Below are 16,731 nucleotides of genomic sequence, written 5' to 3'. Positions count from 1 at the left end.
ACGAGGAGGTGAGGCGGCGGTGGTTGCCGACCGTCCCGCGCCGGCGCGCGCCCTGTCCCGTCGTTCGCCGGTGGTGCTGCTCAGCGCCGCACTGGCGCTGCTGCTGGCCGGTTGGGCGGTGGTCGCGTACGTGCGGGCCGACCGGGGTACGCCGGCCTGCGCCGAACAGGTCCGGCTGCGGGTGGTGGCCGCTCCGGTGATCGCACCGGCGGTGGACCGGGTGGCCCGGGCGAACGCCGGCAGCCAACCGTGCGTGTCGGTCGACGTGCAGGCCCGACCATCGGCCACCGTCGCCCGGGAACTGGCCGACGGCGTCGACGTCGCGGACGCCTGGCTGCCGGAGTCGACGTTCTGGCTGCGCCGGGCCCGGGCCGTGGGTGCGTTCGAGGTGCCCGGCCAGGGCACGTCGGTGGCGAGCACCCCGGTGGTACTGGCGGTGACCGAGCGGGTCGCACGCCGCTCGGGTTGGCCGGCCAAGCCGCTGACCTGGTCGTCGCTGATCGGCACCAAGGCGCGCGGGGTCCAGGTCGGACTGCCCGACCCGGCGGCCGATCCGGCCGGCGTCGGTGCCCTGCTCGGCGTCCGGGTGCTGGCCGACGACAACCGGGACTCGGCCGCGACCGTGGCGGCCACGCTGCGTCGCCTCGCCGAGCGGACGTTCAGCCCGGCCGAGGACGCCAGCCCGCTCACCCCCGGCCGTGACCTGCCCGGACGTGCCGACGTGGTCGCCGCCAGCGAGCAGGCGGTGCTCGAACACAACGCGCTGGCCGGCTCCGGCAAGCTCGTCGCGGCGTACCCGGAGATCGCGGTTCCCTGGCTCGACCTGCCGTACGTGGTGCTGCCCTCCGCCCAGGGGCGGGCCCGGGAGGCCGCCGCGAACTTCCTCGCCGGGCTGCTCACCGCCGCGTCCCGGGACATCTTCACCGGCCACGGTTTCCGGACCGCGTCCGGCTTCCCGCCGGCCATGCCGACCGACGACCGGCTGCGGACGGAGGAACGCCGGCCGGTTCCGCTGCCGGCCGAGGAGACGGTCACCGACGTGCTCACCGGCTGGAGCGGCGTGCAACGCAGCGCCCGGATCCTCACCCTGCTGGACGTGTCGGGCTCGATGGCCGCGCAGGTGCCCGGCGGTGGAACCCGGCTGGACGCCACCGTCCGGGCCGCCCAGGAGGGCGCGGCGCTGCTGCTGGACAACAGCGAACTCGGCATCTGGGTCTTCGCCACGAAGGTCGACGGGGAAAGCGACTACCGCGAGATCCTGCCGGTGGGACCGTTGGGCGCCCAGCGGAAACGGCTGGCCGAGGAGTTGGCCGCCGTCCGGGTCAAGCCGCAGGGCGGGACCGGCCTGTACGACAGCACGCTGGCCGCGTACCGCGACGCGCGGCGCAACTGGACGCCGGGGCGGATCAACCTGGTGCTGGTGATGACCGACGGGCGCAACGAGGACGACGACAGCATCGGCCGGGCCGCCTTCCTCGCCGAACTCGAGCGGTTGCAGGAACCACGCCGGCCGTTGCCGATCATTTTCATCGGCCTCGGCGGCGACATCGACCCCGAGGAGTTGAAAGCGATCGCGAAGGTCACCGGTGGGCGGGTGTTCGTCACCGAGCAGCCCGGCGGGATGCGGCGGATCTTCTTCTCGGCGCTGGCCGACCTGAGCTGCCTGCCCCCGGAGTGTCGCCGATGAGCCGGGTGCTGGCGCGGCTGCGCCGGTCACCCGGCACCGCGCTGTCGTTGCTGCTGCTCACCGCGATCGCCTTCGGGCAGCGGCCCGGCCAGGTCACCTTCGACACCAAGCTCGACCTGGCCGCCAACCCGATCCACTTCATGGCCCGGGCCCTGCACCTGTGGAATCCGGAGGCCACCTCGGGGGAGCTGCAGAACCAGGCGTACGGCTACCTCTTCCCGATGGGGCCGTTCTTCGCCGCCGGTCAGTTGCTGGGCGTGCCGCCGTGGATCACCCAGCGGCTGTGGACGGCGTTGCTGCTCGCCGCCGCGTTCTACGGACTGCTGCGGCTGGCCCGGGCGCTGAACATCGGCACCGAACCGACCCGGTACGCGGCGGCGCTCGGCTACGCGCTGGCCCCGCGCATCCTCACCGAGGTCGGCGCGCTCTCCTCGGAGACGCTCGCCGCCTCGATGCTGCCCTGGGTCCTGCTGCCGCTGGTCTCCGTACGCCGGATTGGCTCCGCGCGCCGGGCCGCCGCACTCTCCGCGCTGGCCGTGCTCGGGATGGGCGGGATCAACGCCGCGGTGGTGCTGCTGGCCCTGCTGCTGCCCGGCGTCTGGTTGCTCACCCGACGCTGGGACGCGCAGCACGGGCGGCTGGTCGCCTGGTGGTGCGTCTGCGTGCTCGGGGTCTGCCTGTGGTGGATCGTGCCGCTGCTGCTGCTCGGCCAGTACAGCCTCCCCTTCCTGGACTACATCGAGTCGTCCACCACGACCACCGCCGTGGCCTCGCTGTTCCAGGCGGTACGCGGCACCAACCAGTGGGTGGCGTACATCGTGCAGGGCGAGCCCTGGTGGCCGGCCGGGTGGCTGCTGATCGACCACCCCGCGCTGATGGCGCTCACCGCGGTGGTGGCCCTGATCGGCCTGGCCGGGCTGGCCGGCAACCTGCTGCCCGAGCGGCGGTTCCTGGTGGCCGGCTTCCTCACCGGGCTGACCCTGCTCACCGTCGGCTACGTCGGCGCGGTGGACAGTCCGATCTCCGAACTGGTCCGCAACCTGCTGGACGGCCCGCTGGCCCCGTTCCGCAACGTGCACAAGCTCGACCCGGTGCTGCGGCTTCCGTTGATGCTCGGCTTCGCGCACGGCGTCGACGCGGTGGCCACCCGGATGCACCACGCGTTGGCCCGGCGCCGGCCCGGGATGCGGCTGCGCCCACTGGTCTTCGTACCGGTGCTGCTGCTCGTGCTCGGCGCCGCCGCGCCGGCCTGGCTGGGCCTGCTGCGTCCCGGCCCGGGCTGGTCCGACCTGCCGCCGCACTGGCGCGCCGCGGCGACCTGGCTGGCCGAGCGCGACGCGCTGGCCCGCACCCTGGTGGTGCCCGGTTCCGGCTTCGCGCTGTACGAGTGGGGGCGCACGGTCGACGAGCCGTTGCAGGCCCTGGCCGGTGCGCCCTGGGCGGTCCGCCACCAGATCCCGCTCGGCTCCGCCGGCAACACCCGGATGATGGACACCGTCGAGGAGGTGCTGGCCAGCGGACAGGGCTCCACCGGGTTGGCCGACCTGCTCGCCCGGTCCGGGTTCCGGCACCTGGTGCTGCGCAACGACATCGATCGGACGCAGGTGGACGCGCCGCCGGTGGCCGTGGTGCGCCGGTCCCTGGCCGACTCGCCGGGCATCGCCCGGGTGGCCACCTTCGGCACCACCGACGCCCTGTCCCGTACGCCCGGCAGCCCGGTGGACGACGGTGCCGGCACCCTGCCGGCGATCGAGGTGTACCAGGTGCAGCGACCGGTGCCGGCCGCCTCGGCGGTGCTCACCGCCGACGTGCCCACGGTCAGCGGCGGCCCCGAGTCGCTGCTGCCCCTGCTGGAGCAGGGAGTGGTGGAACGGGACCGGCCGGTGGTGCTCACCGGCGACCGGGCGGACTCCCCGGACGCCACCGGCGACTCGTGGATCGTCACCGACGGCCTGCGTCGCCGGGAACGGGACATCGGCCGGGTCCGGGACAACCTGTCCGAGACGTTGACCGCGAACGAGGCGGGGCGGCAGGGCCGGGTCGCCCTCGACCTGCTGCCCTTTGCCGGGGAGCGGCACCAGACCACCGCGACCTACCAGGGCGTACGCGAGGTGACCGCATCCTCGGCGGTGAGTTTCGTGGACACCCTGGGCCCGGCCGACCCGTCGCACCTGCCGTTCGCGGCGGTCGACGGCGAGTACGGCACCGCCTGGCACTCGGCTCCGCTGGTCGGGCCGATCGGGCAGTGGCTCCAGGTGGACCTGGACACCCCGCGCCAGGTGGAGAACGTGCGGCTGGCGTTTGTCGACGACCTCGCGGTGGGCTGGCCGGTGACCCGGTTCCGGCTCACCACCGATCGGGGCTCGGTGGACCACGAGGTGGCCCCCACGCTGGGCGGCCACTCGTACTACACGCTGCCCGGGTCGACCAGCCGGGTCCGGGTGACCGTGCTGGAGGTGGCCGGTGGCCGGCTCGACGGCGGCGTCGGCATCCGGGATCTGTCCATCCCGGACAGCGAGCCGCATCGCGCGCTGCGCGTCCCGACCGACCTGCCGGAGGGACTGTCGGGCCCGGTCAGCTGGGCGTTCAGCCGCGGCCCGGCGCACCGGCCGGCGTGCTATCCGACCGCCGCGAACGGTGCGGACCGGGTGGCGGCGGCCGGCAACGGTGGGGCCGGGACGCCGACCCGGGCGGCCGACATGGTGATCCGTTGCGACCGGTTCCTGGCCCGGGTCGGTGAGGAGCCGCTGGGCCTGGACCGGCTGTTCCGCAACCCGGCCGCCGGCACGTACCGGATGGAGCTGCGCGCGGTGCCGCGTCCGGGGGCCGAGCTGAAGTTGTCCGGGGTGAAGGTGACGGCCACCGCCTCGTCACATCTGACCGGGGATCCGGCGGTGGCGGCGTACGCGGCGATCGACGGTGATCCGGGCACGGCCTGGCTCGCCGACAGCGGCGACCTGCGTCCCACCCTGCGGCTGAGTTGGTCGGGCCAGCGCCGGATCGACCAGCTGCGGCTGCGGGCGGCGTCGTCGCCGGTCGGCTCGCTGCCGCAACAGGTCGAGATCCACACACCGGGCGGTGAGGTGGCAGTGCCGGTGGGTGCCGACGGAACGGTCCGCTTCCCGGCGGTGCTTACCGACCGGATCGAGATCGTGGTGCGCGAGACCGAGCACCGGGTGGCCGACCGGCGCGGCAACGGCTGGTCCGCCACCGCGGGCATCGCGGAGGTGGAGATCCCGGCCTTGGCGAATCTGCTGAGGCCGATCGACGCCGACGCCCGGATGGTCGAACGGTGCGGCGACGGGCCGACCGTCGAGCTGGACGGTTTCCGGTACGACACCTCGGTCACCGCCACCCTCGGCGACGTGCTGGCCGGACGGCTGGTGCCGGTCCGCGTCTGCGGCGACGGAGGCGCGGTGCTGGACCTACCGGCCGGCGGGCACCGGCTGGCGACCACACCGTCGGAGGGTTTCGTCGTGCAGGACGCGGCCCTGCGGCCGGACGACGACGGCGCCGCCGCGCCCCGGCACCGGGAGGTCACCGTGCTGGACTGGGCGCCGACCGATCGCACGGTGCGGGTCGCCGCGGGCGAGCGGGCGCTGCTGGTGGTGCCGGAGAACGCGAACGCCGGGTGGACGGCCACCCTGGACGGTGCGCGGCTGGCCACCGCCCGGGTGGACGGATGGCAGCAGGCGTGGGTGCTGCCGTCGGGTTCCGGCGGCGAGGTACGACTCGTCTTCGCGCCTGACCGGACGTACCAGGGCGCTCTGGTGGCGGGTGCCGTGACGGCGATCGGGGTGCTGATCCTGGCCGCCTGGCCGGTGCGCCGTCGGGCCGGGGCGGGCGCGAGCGGGGCGGGTGCGATCCCGGCCGAGGCTCCGGCCTGGGCGATCGGCGTGCTGCTGGTGGTGCTGCTCGCCGTGCTGGGCGGGGTGCTTCCGGTGGCCATCGTGCTGGCCGCGATGCTGCTGCGGCAGTTGGCCGTGCGGGCCCTGCCGGTGGTGGTGCTGAGTGGGCTGACCGTGGCGACGGCGTCCGCGGTGGCCGGCCGGTTGCGGGGCCACGGGCAGGATTGGGCGTACAGCTCCTGGGTGCAGGCGGCGATGCTGGTGGCGATCGGCGCGGTGGTCGCGGCGGTGGTGCCCGTCCCCGGTGTGCGGCCCGATCCGCCCATCCCGCATGATGTGACGCCGGGCACATCCGGCGGGCCGCGGGCGTCGCCCGGAGGCACGGGCGAGGACGGGACGGTGGCGCGGTGACGGCAGCGGACGACCGGACGCTTCGGGCGGCACGACGTCGCTTCGCCACCCTGCGCCGCTCGGTGAGCCTGTTCCGCGCGTTCCTCGTCGAGCAGACCGACCCCGATCACTTCTACGGCTTGCTGGCCGCCGACTCGGTACGGCAGGTCTCCGGCTACACCGAGCTGGCTGGCCGGACGGTGCTCGACGTGGGCGGCGGGCCGGGATACTTCGCGGCGGCCTTCCGTGCGGCCGGTGCCCGGTACGTCGGGCTGGACCCGGACGTCGGTGACTTCTCCGCGGCCGGCGAGTCGGTGGCGGGGATGCTGCGGGGCAGCGGCACGGCGCTGCCCGTACGGACCGGCAGCGTGGACGTGACGTTCTCGTCCAACGTGGTGGAGCACGTCGCCGAGCCGCCCCGGATGCTCGACGAGATAGTGCGGGTGACCCGGCCGGGCGGGTTGCTCTTCGTGTCGTACACCCCGTGGCTGTCGCCCTGGGGTGGGCACGAGACCGCGCCGTGGCACTACCTCGGGGGGCATCGGGCCCGCCGCCGCTACGAGCGACGGATGGGACGCCCGCCGAAGAACCGGTTCCGCGAGACGCTGTTCCCGGTCTCGATCGCCGACACGTTGCGCTGGGCCCGAGGTAACGGCGACGTCGAGGTGGTGGACGCGTTGCCGCGCTACCACCCGTGGTGGGCCCGGTGGGTGATCCGGGTGCCCGGCGTCCGTGAGGTCGTGGCCTGGAACTTCGTGCTCGTACTGCGTAGGACCGTGGGGCGACAGCCCGACGCGGTGAAGAAATCAGAGCTGACCGGGGGTCGCGTTGCTATGTGACCAAGGAGTAACCTCGCGGCCATCTCACTGATCGATACCGACGAAAATGAGCTCCTCAGGGAGGCAAACATGAAGCACCGCGCCGTGGGTGCCGTGCTGTTCGGTGGCGGCGTACTGCTCCTGGCGCTGGCCGCCGGGCTGGTGTTCGTCGTCAAGCCCGCGATGACCAAACTGCCCTACGACCTGGATCCGTCGACGTCGGTGGCCGAGGCCAAGGGCGCGACGTTCCTCCAGATCACCAACGGCGCGGTCGCCATCAACCGGGCCGACCTGAAGTCCACCGTCCTGGTCACGCCGGAGCGCGCGAAGACCGCGGCGCTCAGCGGCGACCTCGCCGGTGACACGGTGGTCTGGCGGGTCGGCCAGACCGTCGACCGGACGGACACCAAGGAACTGGTCAGCGCGTACGGTGCCGAGCTGGCGCTGGACCGGGTCTCCGGAGCGGCCGTCGAGTGGAACGAGCAGTACCTCGACGACAGCGGCGCTGCGGAGAAGGTGCCGTTCGCCGGGCAGGTCTACAAGTTCCCGTTCAACTCCGCACAGGGCAACTACGAGGTCTTTGACCGGGACCTGCGGCAGACCCGGATGGCCGAGTACAAGGGCACCGAGGACGTCAACGGCCTTGAGGCGTACCGCTACGAGCAGGTCATCACCGACGAGAAGCTGGCGCTGGCCCCCGACCGGGTCGCTGTGCTGCTCGGTGCGCTCGCTCCGGGCGCGACCTCGGGCGACGTCGTCTACAGCAACACCCGTACGGTCTGGGTCGACCCGGTCACCGGCTCCTACGTCAACGTGCGGGAGCAGCAGAAGAAGGTGCTGGTGCCGAACGTGGGCACCCCGGTCACGCTGCTGGACGCGGACTTCTCCTACAACGACGAGACCGTGGCGTCCTCGGTGGAGCGGGCCAAGACGAGCCGCAGTCAGCTCACCATCCTCGGCGTGTACGCGCCGATCGGGATCGCCGTGCTGGGCCTGGTGCTGATCGCCGTCGCACTGCTGGTCTCGCGCCGCGCCGCCCCGGCCGCCGTGGCCCGGCACGCCGCCGACCCGACGCCGACCCGCGTCGACCAGCCGGCGGTGCGGGACGACGAGCCGGAGGGTGGGCCGTTGACCGACGAGATCCCGCCCGCGTCGACCAACTGGAAGTCCGACGAGCCGACGGTGCCGGGCCAGCGGCCCGCGCAGGACGAGTCGGAGAAGCGCTGACCGGTTGAACCGTAGGAGCATGCGGAGGGGGCGGGTCCGTACGGGCCCGCCCCCTCCACGGTCAGCCACCGGCCGGCGCACGGCGCGGCGCAGCGCCCAGGCTCAGAGCCGGGCCAGCGCCCGGCGCAGCGGGTCGAGCCCGAGTGCGCCGAGGTCGAGCGCCTGCCGGTGGAACTCGCGCAGGTCGAAGTCGGCGCCCTTGCGGGCCTTGGCGTCATCCCGGGCCTGGAGCCAGATCCGCTCGCCCACCTTGTACGACGGTGCCTGCCCCGGCCAGCCCAGGTAGCGGTTCAGCTCGAAGCGCAGCATCTCGTCCGGCACCCGGCAGTGCGCCCGCAGGAACTCCCAGCCCAGCTCCGGCGTCCAGCGCTCGCCGGGGTGGAAGTCGAACGGGTTGTCCTTCGGGATCTCCAGCTCCAGGTGCATGCCGATGTCGACGATCACCCGGGCGGCCCGGAACGCCTGGCCGTCCAGCATGCCGAGCTTGTTGCCCGGGTCCTCCAGGTAGCCCAGCTCGTCCATCAGCCGCTCGGCGTACAGCGCCCAACCCTCGCCGTGCCCGGAGACCCAGCAGAGCAGCCGCTGCCAGCGGTTGAGCAGCTCGGCCCGGACGGCGGTCTGCCCGACCTGAAGGTGATGACCGGGCACCCCCTCGTGGTAGACGGTGGTCACCTCACGCCAGGTGGAGAAGTCGGTGACGCCCTGCGGCACCGCCCACCACATCCGGCCGGGCCGGGTGAAGTCCTCACTGGGGCCGGTGTAGTAGATGGAGCCGTCACTGGTCGGCGCGAGCATGCACTCGATGCGCCGAACCTGCTCCGGGATGTCGAAGTGGGTGCCGTTGAGGTCGCTGATCGCCTGCTCGGCCAGCGCCTGCATCCAGTCCCGGAAGGCCTCCTTGCCCCGGATGGTGCGGGCCGGGTCGGCGTCCAGCGCCGCGACCGCCTCGTCGATGGTGGCGCCGGGGCTGACGATCTGCCCGGCCACCGTGCGCATGTCGGCCTCCAGCCGGGCCAGCTCCGCGAACCCCCAGGCGTACGTCTCGTCGAGGTCGACCCGGGCGCCCAGGAAATACTGCGAGGCCAGCTCGTAGCGCTCCCGACCGGCGGCCTGCTTCTCCCGGCCGTGCGGGGCCATCTCGGTGCGCAGGAACTGCCCGAACTCGGCGGTCGCCGCGGTGGCCGCCGCCGCACCCCGGCGCAGGTCGGCACCGAGAGCACCGTCGGCACCCAGCCGCTCGACCAGCCCGTGGAAGATGTTGTCACCGTCCGGGTCCACCCAGGCGTCACACTGCTTGGCCACCTCGAGCAGCTGCGCCCGCGGGCTGACCCGTCCGGCGGCCGCCGCCTCGCGCAGCGTGGTCTTGTACGCCTCCAGCGCCCCGGAGAAGAGGTTCAGCCGGGCGGCGATGTTGGCCTGCGCCTCGGCACCCTCGGTCGGCATCAGGTCGAAGATCATCCGGATGTCGTGCAATCCGCTGGTGATGACGCTGACCTCACTGGTCGTCGCGCCGGTCTCGTACCGGGCCAGGTCGAGGCCCAGTCGTTCCTGCATCGCCTCCCGGGCGGTGCGCTCGGCCTCCGTGTCCGGCTCGGTCGCGTCCAGGTCGGCCAAGGCGCGCCGGGTCAGCTCGGCACGCGCGGCGTACCCGTCCGGCGACAGGTCGTCCAACTTGTCGTCGTAGCCGGCGATGCCGACGGAGGTGGCGCCGGCCGGGCTCAGCGTGGCCCAGTCGGCCACGTAGCGGTTCGCGAGGTCATCGATTCGTCCCACGCTGCGACCCTACGTGACCCCACCGCCGTCGTGTTGACCCTGTTTGCCGTGTTCAACCCGCTCGGGCCGGAGCCGGCGGGAGGCCGAGTCCCGGCCGGCAGGACCGGCAGCTGTGGTCCGCAACACGGTGGCCGAAAACCGCGGGACTTTGTCGTACGCCAGGGGCAGAGTGTCAGGGGTGACAGCGGACTTCACCCCTGACCGGCCGGCTCTGCGGAGCTGGCTGCCCGGCTTTGTCGCCCTCGCCGCCATCTGGGGCTCCAGCTTCCTGTTCATCAAGGTCGGCGTGGCCGAGCTGCACCCGCTGCACCTCACCCTCTACCGGGTCGCCTCCGGTGCGCTGACCCTGCTCGTGGTGCTCGCCGTGCTGCGTGACCGGCTGCCCCGGGATCCCCGGGTGTGGGCCCACCTCAGCGTGATCGCGGCCTTCGGGGTGGCCCTGCCGTTCACCCTGTTCGGCTATGGCGAGCAGCGGGTCGAGTCGATGCTCGCCGGCATCTGGAACGCCACCACCCCGCTGATCGTGCTGCCGCTGGCGGTGCTGGCCTTCCGTACCGAACGGCTGACCTCCCGGGGCGCCGTCGGGTTGGGGCTCGGCTTCGTCGGCGTGATGGTGGTGCTCGGCGTCTGGGAGGGCGTCGGCGGGGCGCACTTCGTCGGGCAGTTGATGTGCTTCGGGGCGGCGGCCTGCTACGGCCTCGCCATCCCGTACCAGAAGAAGTTCATCGCCGGCAGCGCGCTGTCCGGGGTGTCCCTGTCGGCCGCGCAGCTGGTGGTCGCCACGGTCCAGCTGGCCGTCGTGGCGCCGCTGGTGGCCGGGGCGCCGCCGCTGCCGACCGCGCTGTCGCCCAAGGTGCTCGGTGCCGTGCTGGCGCTGGGCGCGCTCGGCACCGGACTGGCCTTCGTGATCAACCTGCGGAACATCCGGATCGTCGGCGCGACCACCGCGTCCACCGTGACCTACCTGATTCCGGTCTTCGCGGTGCTGATCGGTGCCGTCGTGCTTGACGAGCGGTTGACCTGGCACCAGCCGGTCGGTGCGCTGGTCGTGCTGGTCGGCGTGGCCGTGTCGCAGGGCCTGATCGGCCGCCGGCGACGGCCGATCGCGGCCGGTGCGGGCACCCCGGTGGCACCCGCCGTCGAGCCCGCCGCCCGCTGAGCCGCCGGGCCCGATTTCAGGCGTGCGTCCAGGAGACCAGCTCGTCGGCCGTCCAGGTGTTGACCACCCGGTCGGCGGAGACGCCGCAGCGGGCCGCCCGCTCGCAGCCGAAGCGCTGCCAGTCGAGCTGACCGGGGGCGTGCGCGTCGGTGTTGATGGCGAACAGGCAGCCGGCCTCCAACGCCCGCCGGATCAGTCGCTTCGGCGGGTCCTGCCGCTCCGGACGAGAGTTGATCTCCACGGCGGTGCGGTGCTCGGCGCAGGCGGCGAAGACCGCATCGGCATCGAAGTCGCTCTCCGCGCGGGTCCGCGCGCGGTGTCCCCGGTCGCCCGGCCCGGTCACCCCGGCCGGGCGGGAGGACACCATCCGGCCGGTGCAGTGGCCGAGGATGTCCAGGTGCGGGTTGGCGATCGCGGTCAGCATCCGGCGGGTCATCTTCGCCCGGTCGTCGTTCAGGCCGCTGTGCACCGACCCGACCACCACGTCCAGCCGGGCCAGCAGCTCCTCGTCCTGGTCCAGGGAACCGTCGGCGAGGATGTCCACCTCGATGCCGGTGAGGATCCGGAATCCCTCCGGCAGCGCCTCGTTCAGCCGCGCCAGGTGGTCGAGCTGGCGGCGTAGCCGGTCCGCGGTGAGCCCACGGGCCACCTTGAGCCGGGGCGAGTGGTCGGTCAGCACCAGATACTCGTGACCCAGCTCGACGGCGGCCAGCGCCATCTCCTCGATCGGCGACCCGCCGTCCGACCAGTCCGAGTGGGTGTGGCAGTCGCCGCGCAGCGCGGTACGCAGGTTGGTGGCCTCGGCGTCCAGATCGCTGCCCTCGGTGGCGACCAGCCGGCGCAGGTAGACCGGTTCCTCGCCGGCCAGGGACTCGGCCACGCAGCGGGCCGTGACGTCACCGACCCCGGTCAGTTCGGTGAGCGTGCCGGCGCGGGCCCGTTCGGCCACCTCCTTCTTCGGCAGCGCGGCCAGCGCGTTCGCCGCCGACCGGAAGGCGCGGACCCGGTAGGTGGCCTCGTTCGCCCGCTCCAGCAGGAAGGCGATCCGGCGCAGGTCGGCGATCGGATCCCGGCTCATGCCGGCACTCCGCTCCGCTGTCTGCCGCCATGAGATGCCAGGGCACTCAGCTGACGTTTCGCTCGCTGGCGCTCGCTCATGCCCTGCAACCTACGCGCCCGCGCCGCCGGTCGCGCGTACGACCGGCGGCGCGGGGGTGGTGGTGGGAACGGATCAGCTGTACGGCAGCCGGACGACCGAGCGGTCGCCGACACCGAGCGTGGTGGGATTGGCCCCGATCGCGGACCAGACCTCCACCCGGACCGTGCCGCCGCGCAGGTTACCGAGGGAGCCGGTGCTGGAGTGCAGCCCGGCGGACTGGGTGTAGTGCTCCCAACCGGGCAGCGGGTCGGTGGCGAAATAGCGGTACGTCTCCACCCGTTCCCAGCTCCCGTCGCCGGTCAGGTCGTACGAGATGCGTGCCTGCACCCCGTTGCCCACCGCGCTGCCGGCGTCGAGGAAGAGGTCGAACGTGGTCTGCCCACCGGTGTGGTTCAGGTTGAGCCCGGTCGCGGTGAACACCACCGGGTTGCGCGGCGTGCCGTCGTAGTTGGCGCCCCCGGCGCTGGCCACCGAGGTGGTGCCGCCGGTGCCGGCCGCGCCCAGTCCGCCGCCGGACAGCAGGTAACGGATCGGCTGGCCCGGCGGCGGTGGGTCGGTGGGCGTGGGGGTCGGCGTGGGCGTGGGCGTGGGGCTAGGCGTGGGCTCGACGCCTCCGCCGCCGCTGCCTCCGCTCCAGGTGTGCGCGCCGCTGGTGGCGGTGCGCCCAGCAGCCACGGTCAGCTGCGTACCGTCGGAGAACCGTACGGTCAGCGGCGTACCGGAGATGTTGCTGGCCACGTACGTGCGGGCGCCGCCCCGGTTGAAGACGGCGGCCAGCGGATGGTCGGCGGTCACCCCGGTGTCGACCCGGCCCAGCGCGGCCAGGTTGCGGATCCAGTGGAAGGTGTGCGCCCGGCTCTCCCCCTCCTCCGGGGTGTAACCGGGGTTCGCGCGTAGCTTGGCCAGGGCGGAGTCGGCGTCGCCGAGCGCCAGGAACTGCCAGTGGAGGTCCTGCCACACGGTCGGCTCGCCGCCGTTGTTGCGGACCAGTTCCGCGTACTTGATCGAGTTGTAGTTCGGGTGGTAGCCCAGGTAGAGGTGACCGCCGGTGATCGGCAGCAGGTTGATGCCCTGGATCATCTCCGGCTCGGCGCTGAACCAGGTGGCGTACGCCCCGCCGTCGCCCCAGACCATGCCCACGTTGTTGTGCCCGAACGCGGCGGGGAAGTTCTCGTCGTTGACGTCGAACCAGTACTCGTGGATGGCCGCCGCCTGGGTGGTGTACAGGTAGATACCGGCGTCCCGGACGGCGGCGTTGCCGGTGGCCTGCCCCCACTGGATGAGGGCGTTGGCGAAGTTCATCCCCTCGGACGACGACTCCTGGTTGTTGCCGCTGGCGAACGCGCCGTGCCCGGAGGCCCAGTCGTGCCCGGCGTAGATGTCGAAGTCGCGCAGGTACGGGAAGCGGGCGTCCGCCCGGTCGTAGTTGTTCGCGTCCCGGATGAGCAGGTCGATCATCCCGCCGTACTGGTCCTGGCGGGCCCAGGCGGGGTCGAACTTGGCCAGCGTCGCGGCGGCGGCGATGTAGTAGCCGTAGTGGAAGTGGTGGTCGTTGAGTTCCTGGTCGGAGCCGTACGAGGCCGGGTAGCCGATCAGCGTGCCCCACCGCTGGTCGTAGTAGAAGAGGCGCTGGGTCTCGCCGGGCGAGGCGGTGAGCCAGTCGTTGAGGGTGGCGCGGATGGCGTTCAGCGCCGAGGTGCGGGTCTCGGTGTCGCCGACCAGGTCGGCGATCTCGGCGATCCGGGCCGCTCGGCCGAGCCCCTTGCCGGTCCAGTAGGTGTCCCCGCCGCGCTGGTCCATCGGGTTGCTCCGGACCGCCGCCAGCTGCTGCCGCAGCGTGGTCAGGTCGGCCCCGGCCCCGGTGGCGACGGCGGGCAACTCGGGCAGTACGCCGTGGAACCGCATCGAGGTGCGGAACTCGGCGACCCCGGTGAGTACCTTCATCCGGCCCCGGGCCGACGGGTAGGTCGGCGTGATCGGGGTGGCTCCGGCCAGCGCCTTCCACTGGTGTGGGTAGAGGCTGACCACGGTCCGCGTCTCGGTGCCCTCGCGCGGCGTGGTGGTGAAGGTGTACCTGGTCTCCACCTGGCTGGTCGCCTGGTTGTAGCTGTAGCCGACGCGAGTGCCGGTGACGTGGGCGTGCGCGTACTGGCCGTAGCTGGCGGCGAGCTGGGCACGGGCCGTGCTGTCGGCGGTGGCCGGCAGCAGCGCGACCGAGAAGTAGCCCCGACCGGCGAGGGTGGAGCTGATCCGGTTGCCACTGACGGTCCAGCCGGCGCCGGCCGGCGCGTACCCGACGTAGTCGTGGCCGCGGACGGTGAAGCCGATGGTGCCGCCGCTGTTGGACCAGACCGTCGGGCTGCCGCCGGTCGCGTTGATCACCGCGTCACCGCCGCTGGTGCGGAAGTACGCGAACGGCAGGCCGTGGCCGATGGTGGCGCGCAGCGTCCGTGCCCCGTCGCTCCAGTACGGGGTGACCGTCCAGTCCGTCCAGTCGGCAACCTGCACGATCGGGGCGCCGAGCCCGGCCACTCCGACCCGGATGTCCTCGACGTAGGGGTACTTGTACTCGCCGACCCCGGTCGCGGTGCCGGTGATGGTGGGGGTGGAGGTGGCGGAGAAGCCGAGCCCGTCGGTGACCGGCTGGTAGGACACCGGGTGGGCGTGCAGCGGCTCGCTGAACGAGCAGTTCAGGCGCTTCCACAGCAACGAGGACCACCAGTCGTTGGTGGGCACCGGCCCCGGCGGAGCCTCGGCGGTGGCGAACTGCCGGGGGTTGCTGGTCATGTTTCCGCAGCCACTGGGGAGCGGGCCGACCGGAGTGGTGGTGTAGCTGCCGGCGCCGACCGGCGCGGCCTGTGCGGCGGAGATGGTGGTGACGGCGAGACCGCCGAGGACGAGGGCTGCGGCGGCCGTAGCGGCCAGGAGCCGGCGGTGGGTGCGGTGTGGGACGGGAGGTCGCATCTTTCCTCCATCGCGCGCCGGTCCGGCCGCGCCGGCGGCGGCGCGTTTCGTCGTCATTGTGAGGTTAGTTGGCTGAGAGAGCGCTCTCTTCCGTGGCGTTACGGCGGACGGTAGTTCACCGATAAGACTTCCGTCAATGTGTCGGAGTGATGAAATGCGGATGACGGCCGCAGCCGACGGGTCGGCTCAGCGCGCGGGCGGCTTCTCCGGGCTGCCGTTCTTGCGGTGCCAGGCGGCCACCTCGGCCGCCGGCTCGCGGTTGCCGCCCTTCCGCCACGAGTTCAGGTACGGCGCCGGCCAGACGACACCCCGGCGGATCCACCAACCGTCCTCGCCGAGGCACGGCGGCGAGATGCCGAAGTGCAGGTGGCAGACGTTGTTGGCGTTGCCGGTCCGGCCCACGGTGCCGAGCTGCTGACCGGCCCGCACCCGCACCCCGGGGTCGATGCCCTCGGCCACCTCGGTCAGGTGCGAGCCGTAGTAGCGCACGCCGTCGTCGCCGATGACCGACACCGACAGGCCGCCGTTGTACGGGCCCTGGGGACCCCGCTTGTCGTACCGGTCCCGGCGACTGACCTCACCGATCGTGCCGTCGGTGACCGCGACGAACGGTTCGCCGCAGTCGGCGAAGATGTCCGTGCCCGGGTACGCCGAGTGGGTCGGGTGATAGGCCACCTTCTTCGCGCGTACCGGAAAGGCATGCGGCAGCCCGTCGCGGGTCGGCGTGGCAGACGCTGCCGGCTGGTCGGCGGCGTCGGGGCTGGGGCCGGTCGCGGTCGGCGTGACGGTGGCGGCCGGTGGGCTGGCCGCGGGCGTCGGGTCGGCCCACGTCGGGCCAGCGCCCGTCCCGCAGCCAGCGGCGGCGAGCACCGGCACGAGCAGCAGCACCGCGTACGCCGAGCGGCGTCCGATCGTCAGCGAGCCCACCGGGTCATCCTTGCAGAGTCGGTACGGTGGGCAGTGCAGCCGTCCATGCCTGGGAGGAGTGGGCAGTGATGATGCCGTACAGCCCGTCGGGCCTCTTCCCCTCCGGGCGGCCCCCGCGCCCCACCTACCGGGAGCCGAACCCGGTCAGCGGTGCCGGCGTCGCCGCGGGAGCCGCCGCGACGATCGCCTGGCTGGTCCTCTTCGGCCTGCTCGGCCGCAGCCTCGCCGGGTACGCCTGGTGGACCCTGCTCGCCGGTGGTCTGGCCTGGCTCGCGGCCCTGACGCTGGTCCGCCTCGGTGACCGGGGGGTGGCCGCCGGCGTGGCGATCGTCACCGCCGGGGGCTGGAGCATCGCCGCCGCCGTGGTGGCCACCCGCTGGGCGACCAGCGGCGACTGGCCGCTCTGGTGACCCCACCGGCGTCGACTGCGTTGCGTCGTCGTGCAGGCACTGAAACCCGTCTTGACTCGGCCGCCGCGACTCGGCACTCTCCCGGTATGGCCTGGACCACTCCGCGGCTCGATCCCGATCGAAGTCGCCGCCGCCTCCAGCTCCTGGCGCAGTTGGCGGACGCCCGCGCGGTTCGCGAACGCGAACGGCCGCAGCGGGCGCGCACCGAGCGGCTGCGGCAGCTGATCGCCACCCGCCGCCGCCTCGCCGGCTGAGTGGCTCGGAGATCCTTTCCCCAGGAATGACCGGCCCTTCGGGGCGTTGACCGGTCGCCTGCGCTGGTCGGCCCCGGTGGCCACGCTGCGCCCGCCACGCACCGGCACGCCCGGC

General features: G+C 73.0%; 11 protein-coding genes. 7 read left to right on the top strand and 4 right to left on the bottom strand.

Going from position 1 to position 16,731, the window contains the following annotated elements:
• The first annotated feature begins 19 nt into the window (after nt 1–19).
• From AB0M52_RS08190 to AB0M52_RS08175, 4 genes are all read left to right on the top strand, one after another.
• Complete coding sequence (locus tag AB0M52_RS08190) at nt 20–1,687, top strand: substrate-binding and VWA domain-containing protein (protein WP_363950533.1); 1,668 nt, start codon at nt 20–22, stop codon at nt 1,685–1,687.
• The gene (locus tag AB0M52_RS08185; protein ID WP_363950530.1) at nt 1,684–5,946 is read left to right on the top strand and encodes an alpha-(1->3)-arabinofuranosyltransferase; all 4,263 of its coding nucleotides are present in this window, start codon (nt 1,684–1,686) and stop codon (nt 5,944–5,946) included. Before AB0M52_RS08190 ends, AB0M52_RS08185 begins: the two co-directional genes overlap by 4 nt.
• Nucleotides 5,943–6,764: a class I SAM-dependent methyltransferase gene (locus AB0M52_RS08180; RefSeq protein WP_363950527.1), complete on the top strand. Its 822-nt coding sequence runs from the start codon at nt 5,943–5,945 to the stop codon at nt 6,762–6,764. The genes AB0M52_RS08185 and AB0M52_RS08180 overlap by 4 nt, the downstream gene beginning before the upstream one ends.
• A gap of 69 nt (nt 6,765–6,833) precedes the next feature.
• Entirely contained in the window at nt 6,834–7,970 is a 1,137-nt protein-coding gene (locus AB0M52_RS08175; protein WP_363950525.1) for a DUF3068 domain-containing protein, read from the top strand.
• A gap of 102 nt (nt 7,971–8,072) precedes the next feature.
• Here AB0M52_RS08175 and AB0M52_RS08170 read toward each other — a convergent pair whose 3' ends face one another.
• Nucleotides 8,073–9,743, bottom strand: coding sequence for a DUF885 domain-containing protein (locus AB0M52_RS08170; protein ID WP_363950522.1), 1,671 nt, complete (start codon nt 9,741–9,743; stop codon nt 8,073–8,075).
• A gap of 178 nt (nt 9,744–9,921) precedes the next feature.
• On the opposite strand from AB0M52_RS08170, the gene AB0M52_RS08165 reads away from it, so the two are divergent.
• Nucleotides 9,922–10,902 (top strand): DMT family transporter, encoded by a 981-nt coding sequence (locus tag AB0M52_RS08165; protein ID WP_363950519.1) that lies wholly within the window; start codon nt 9,922–9,924, stop codon nt 10,900–10,902.
• Nucleotides 10,903–10,918: 16 nt separating this feature from the next.
• Here the strand turns inward: AB0M52_RS08165 and AB0M52_RS08160 are convergent, their stop codons facing one another.
• The 3 genes from AB0M52_RS08160 to AB0M52_RS08150 form a co-directional block, all read right to left on the bottom strand.
• Complete coding sequence (locus AB0M52_RS08160) at nt 10,919–11,980, bottom strand: PHP domain-containing protein (protein WP_363950517.1); 1,062 nt, start codon at nt 11,978–11,980, stop codon at nt 10,919–10,921.
• A 153-nt stretch (nt 11,981–12,133) separates the two neighbouring features.
• Nucleotides 12,134–15,025: a glycosyl hydrolase gene (locus tag AB0M52_RS08155; protein ID WP_363950514.1), complete on the bottom strand. Its 2,892-nt coding sequence runs from the start codon at nt 15,023–15,025 to the stop codon at nt 12,134–12,136.
• A 186-nt stretch (nt 15,026–15,211) separates the two neighbouring features.
• Nucleotides 15,212–15,952, bottom strand: a complete 741-nt coding sequence (locus tag AB0M52_RS08150) for a M23 family metallopeptidase (protein ID WP_363950511.1) — start codon at nt 15,950–15,952, stop codon at nt 15,212–15,214.
• A 68-nt stretch (nt 15,953–16,020) separates the two neighbouring features.
• On the opposite strand from AB0M52_RS08150, the gene AB0M52_RS08145 reads away from it, so the two are divergent.
• Nucleotides 16,021–16,362 carry a hypothetical protein gene (locus AB0M52_RS08145; RefSeq protein ID WP_363950549.1) on the top strand — a complete coding sequence of 114 codons (342 nt, stop codon included), beginning with the start codon at nt 16,021–16,023 and terminating at the stop codon, nt 16,360–16,362.
• Nucleotides 16,363–16,448: 86 nt separating this feature from the next.
• The gene (locus AB0M52_RS08140; protein WP_171023025.1) at nt 16,449–16,616 is read left to right on the top strand and encodes a hypothetical protein; all 168 of its coding nucleotides are present in this window, start codon (nt 16,449–16,451) and stop codon (nt 16,614–16,616) included.
• Nucleotides 16,617–16,731 lie beyond the last annotated feature (115 nt).

Source organism: Micromonospora sp. NPDC051296 (assembly GCF_040682255.1).
Taxonomy (GTDB): Bacteria; Actinomycetota; Actinomycetes; order Mycobacteriales; family Micromonosporaceae; genus Micromonospora; species Micromonospora craterilacus.
This window is presented reverse-complemented; position numbering and strand designations above follow the sequence as displayed.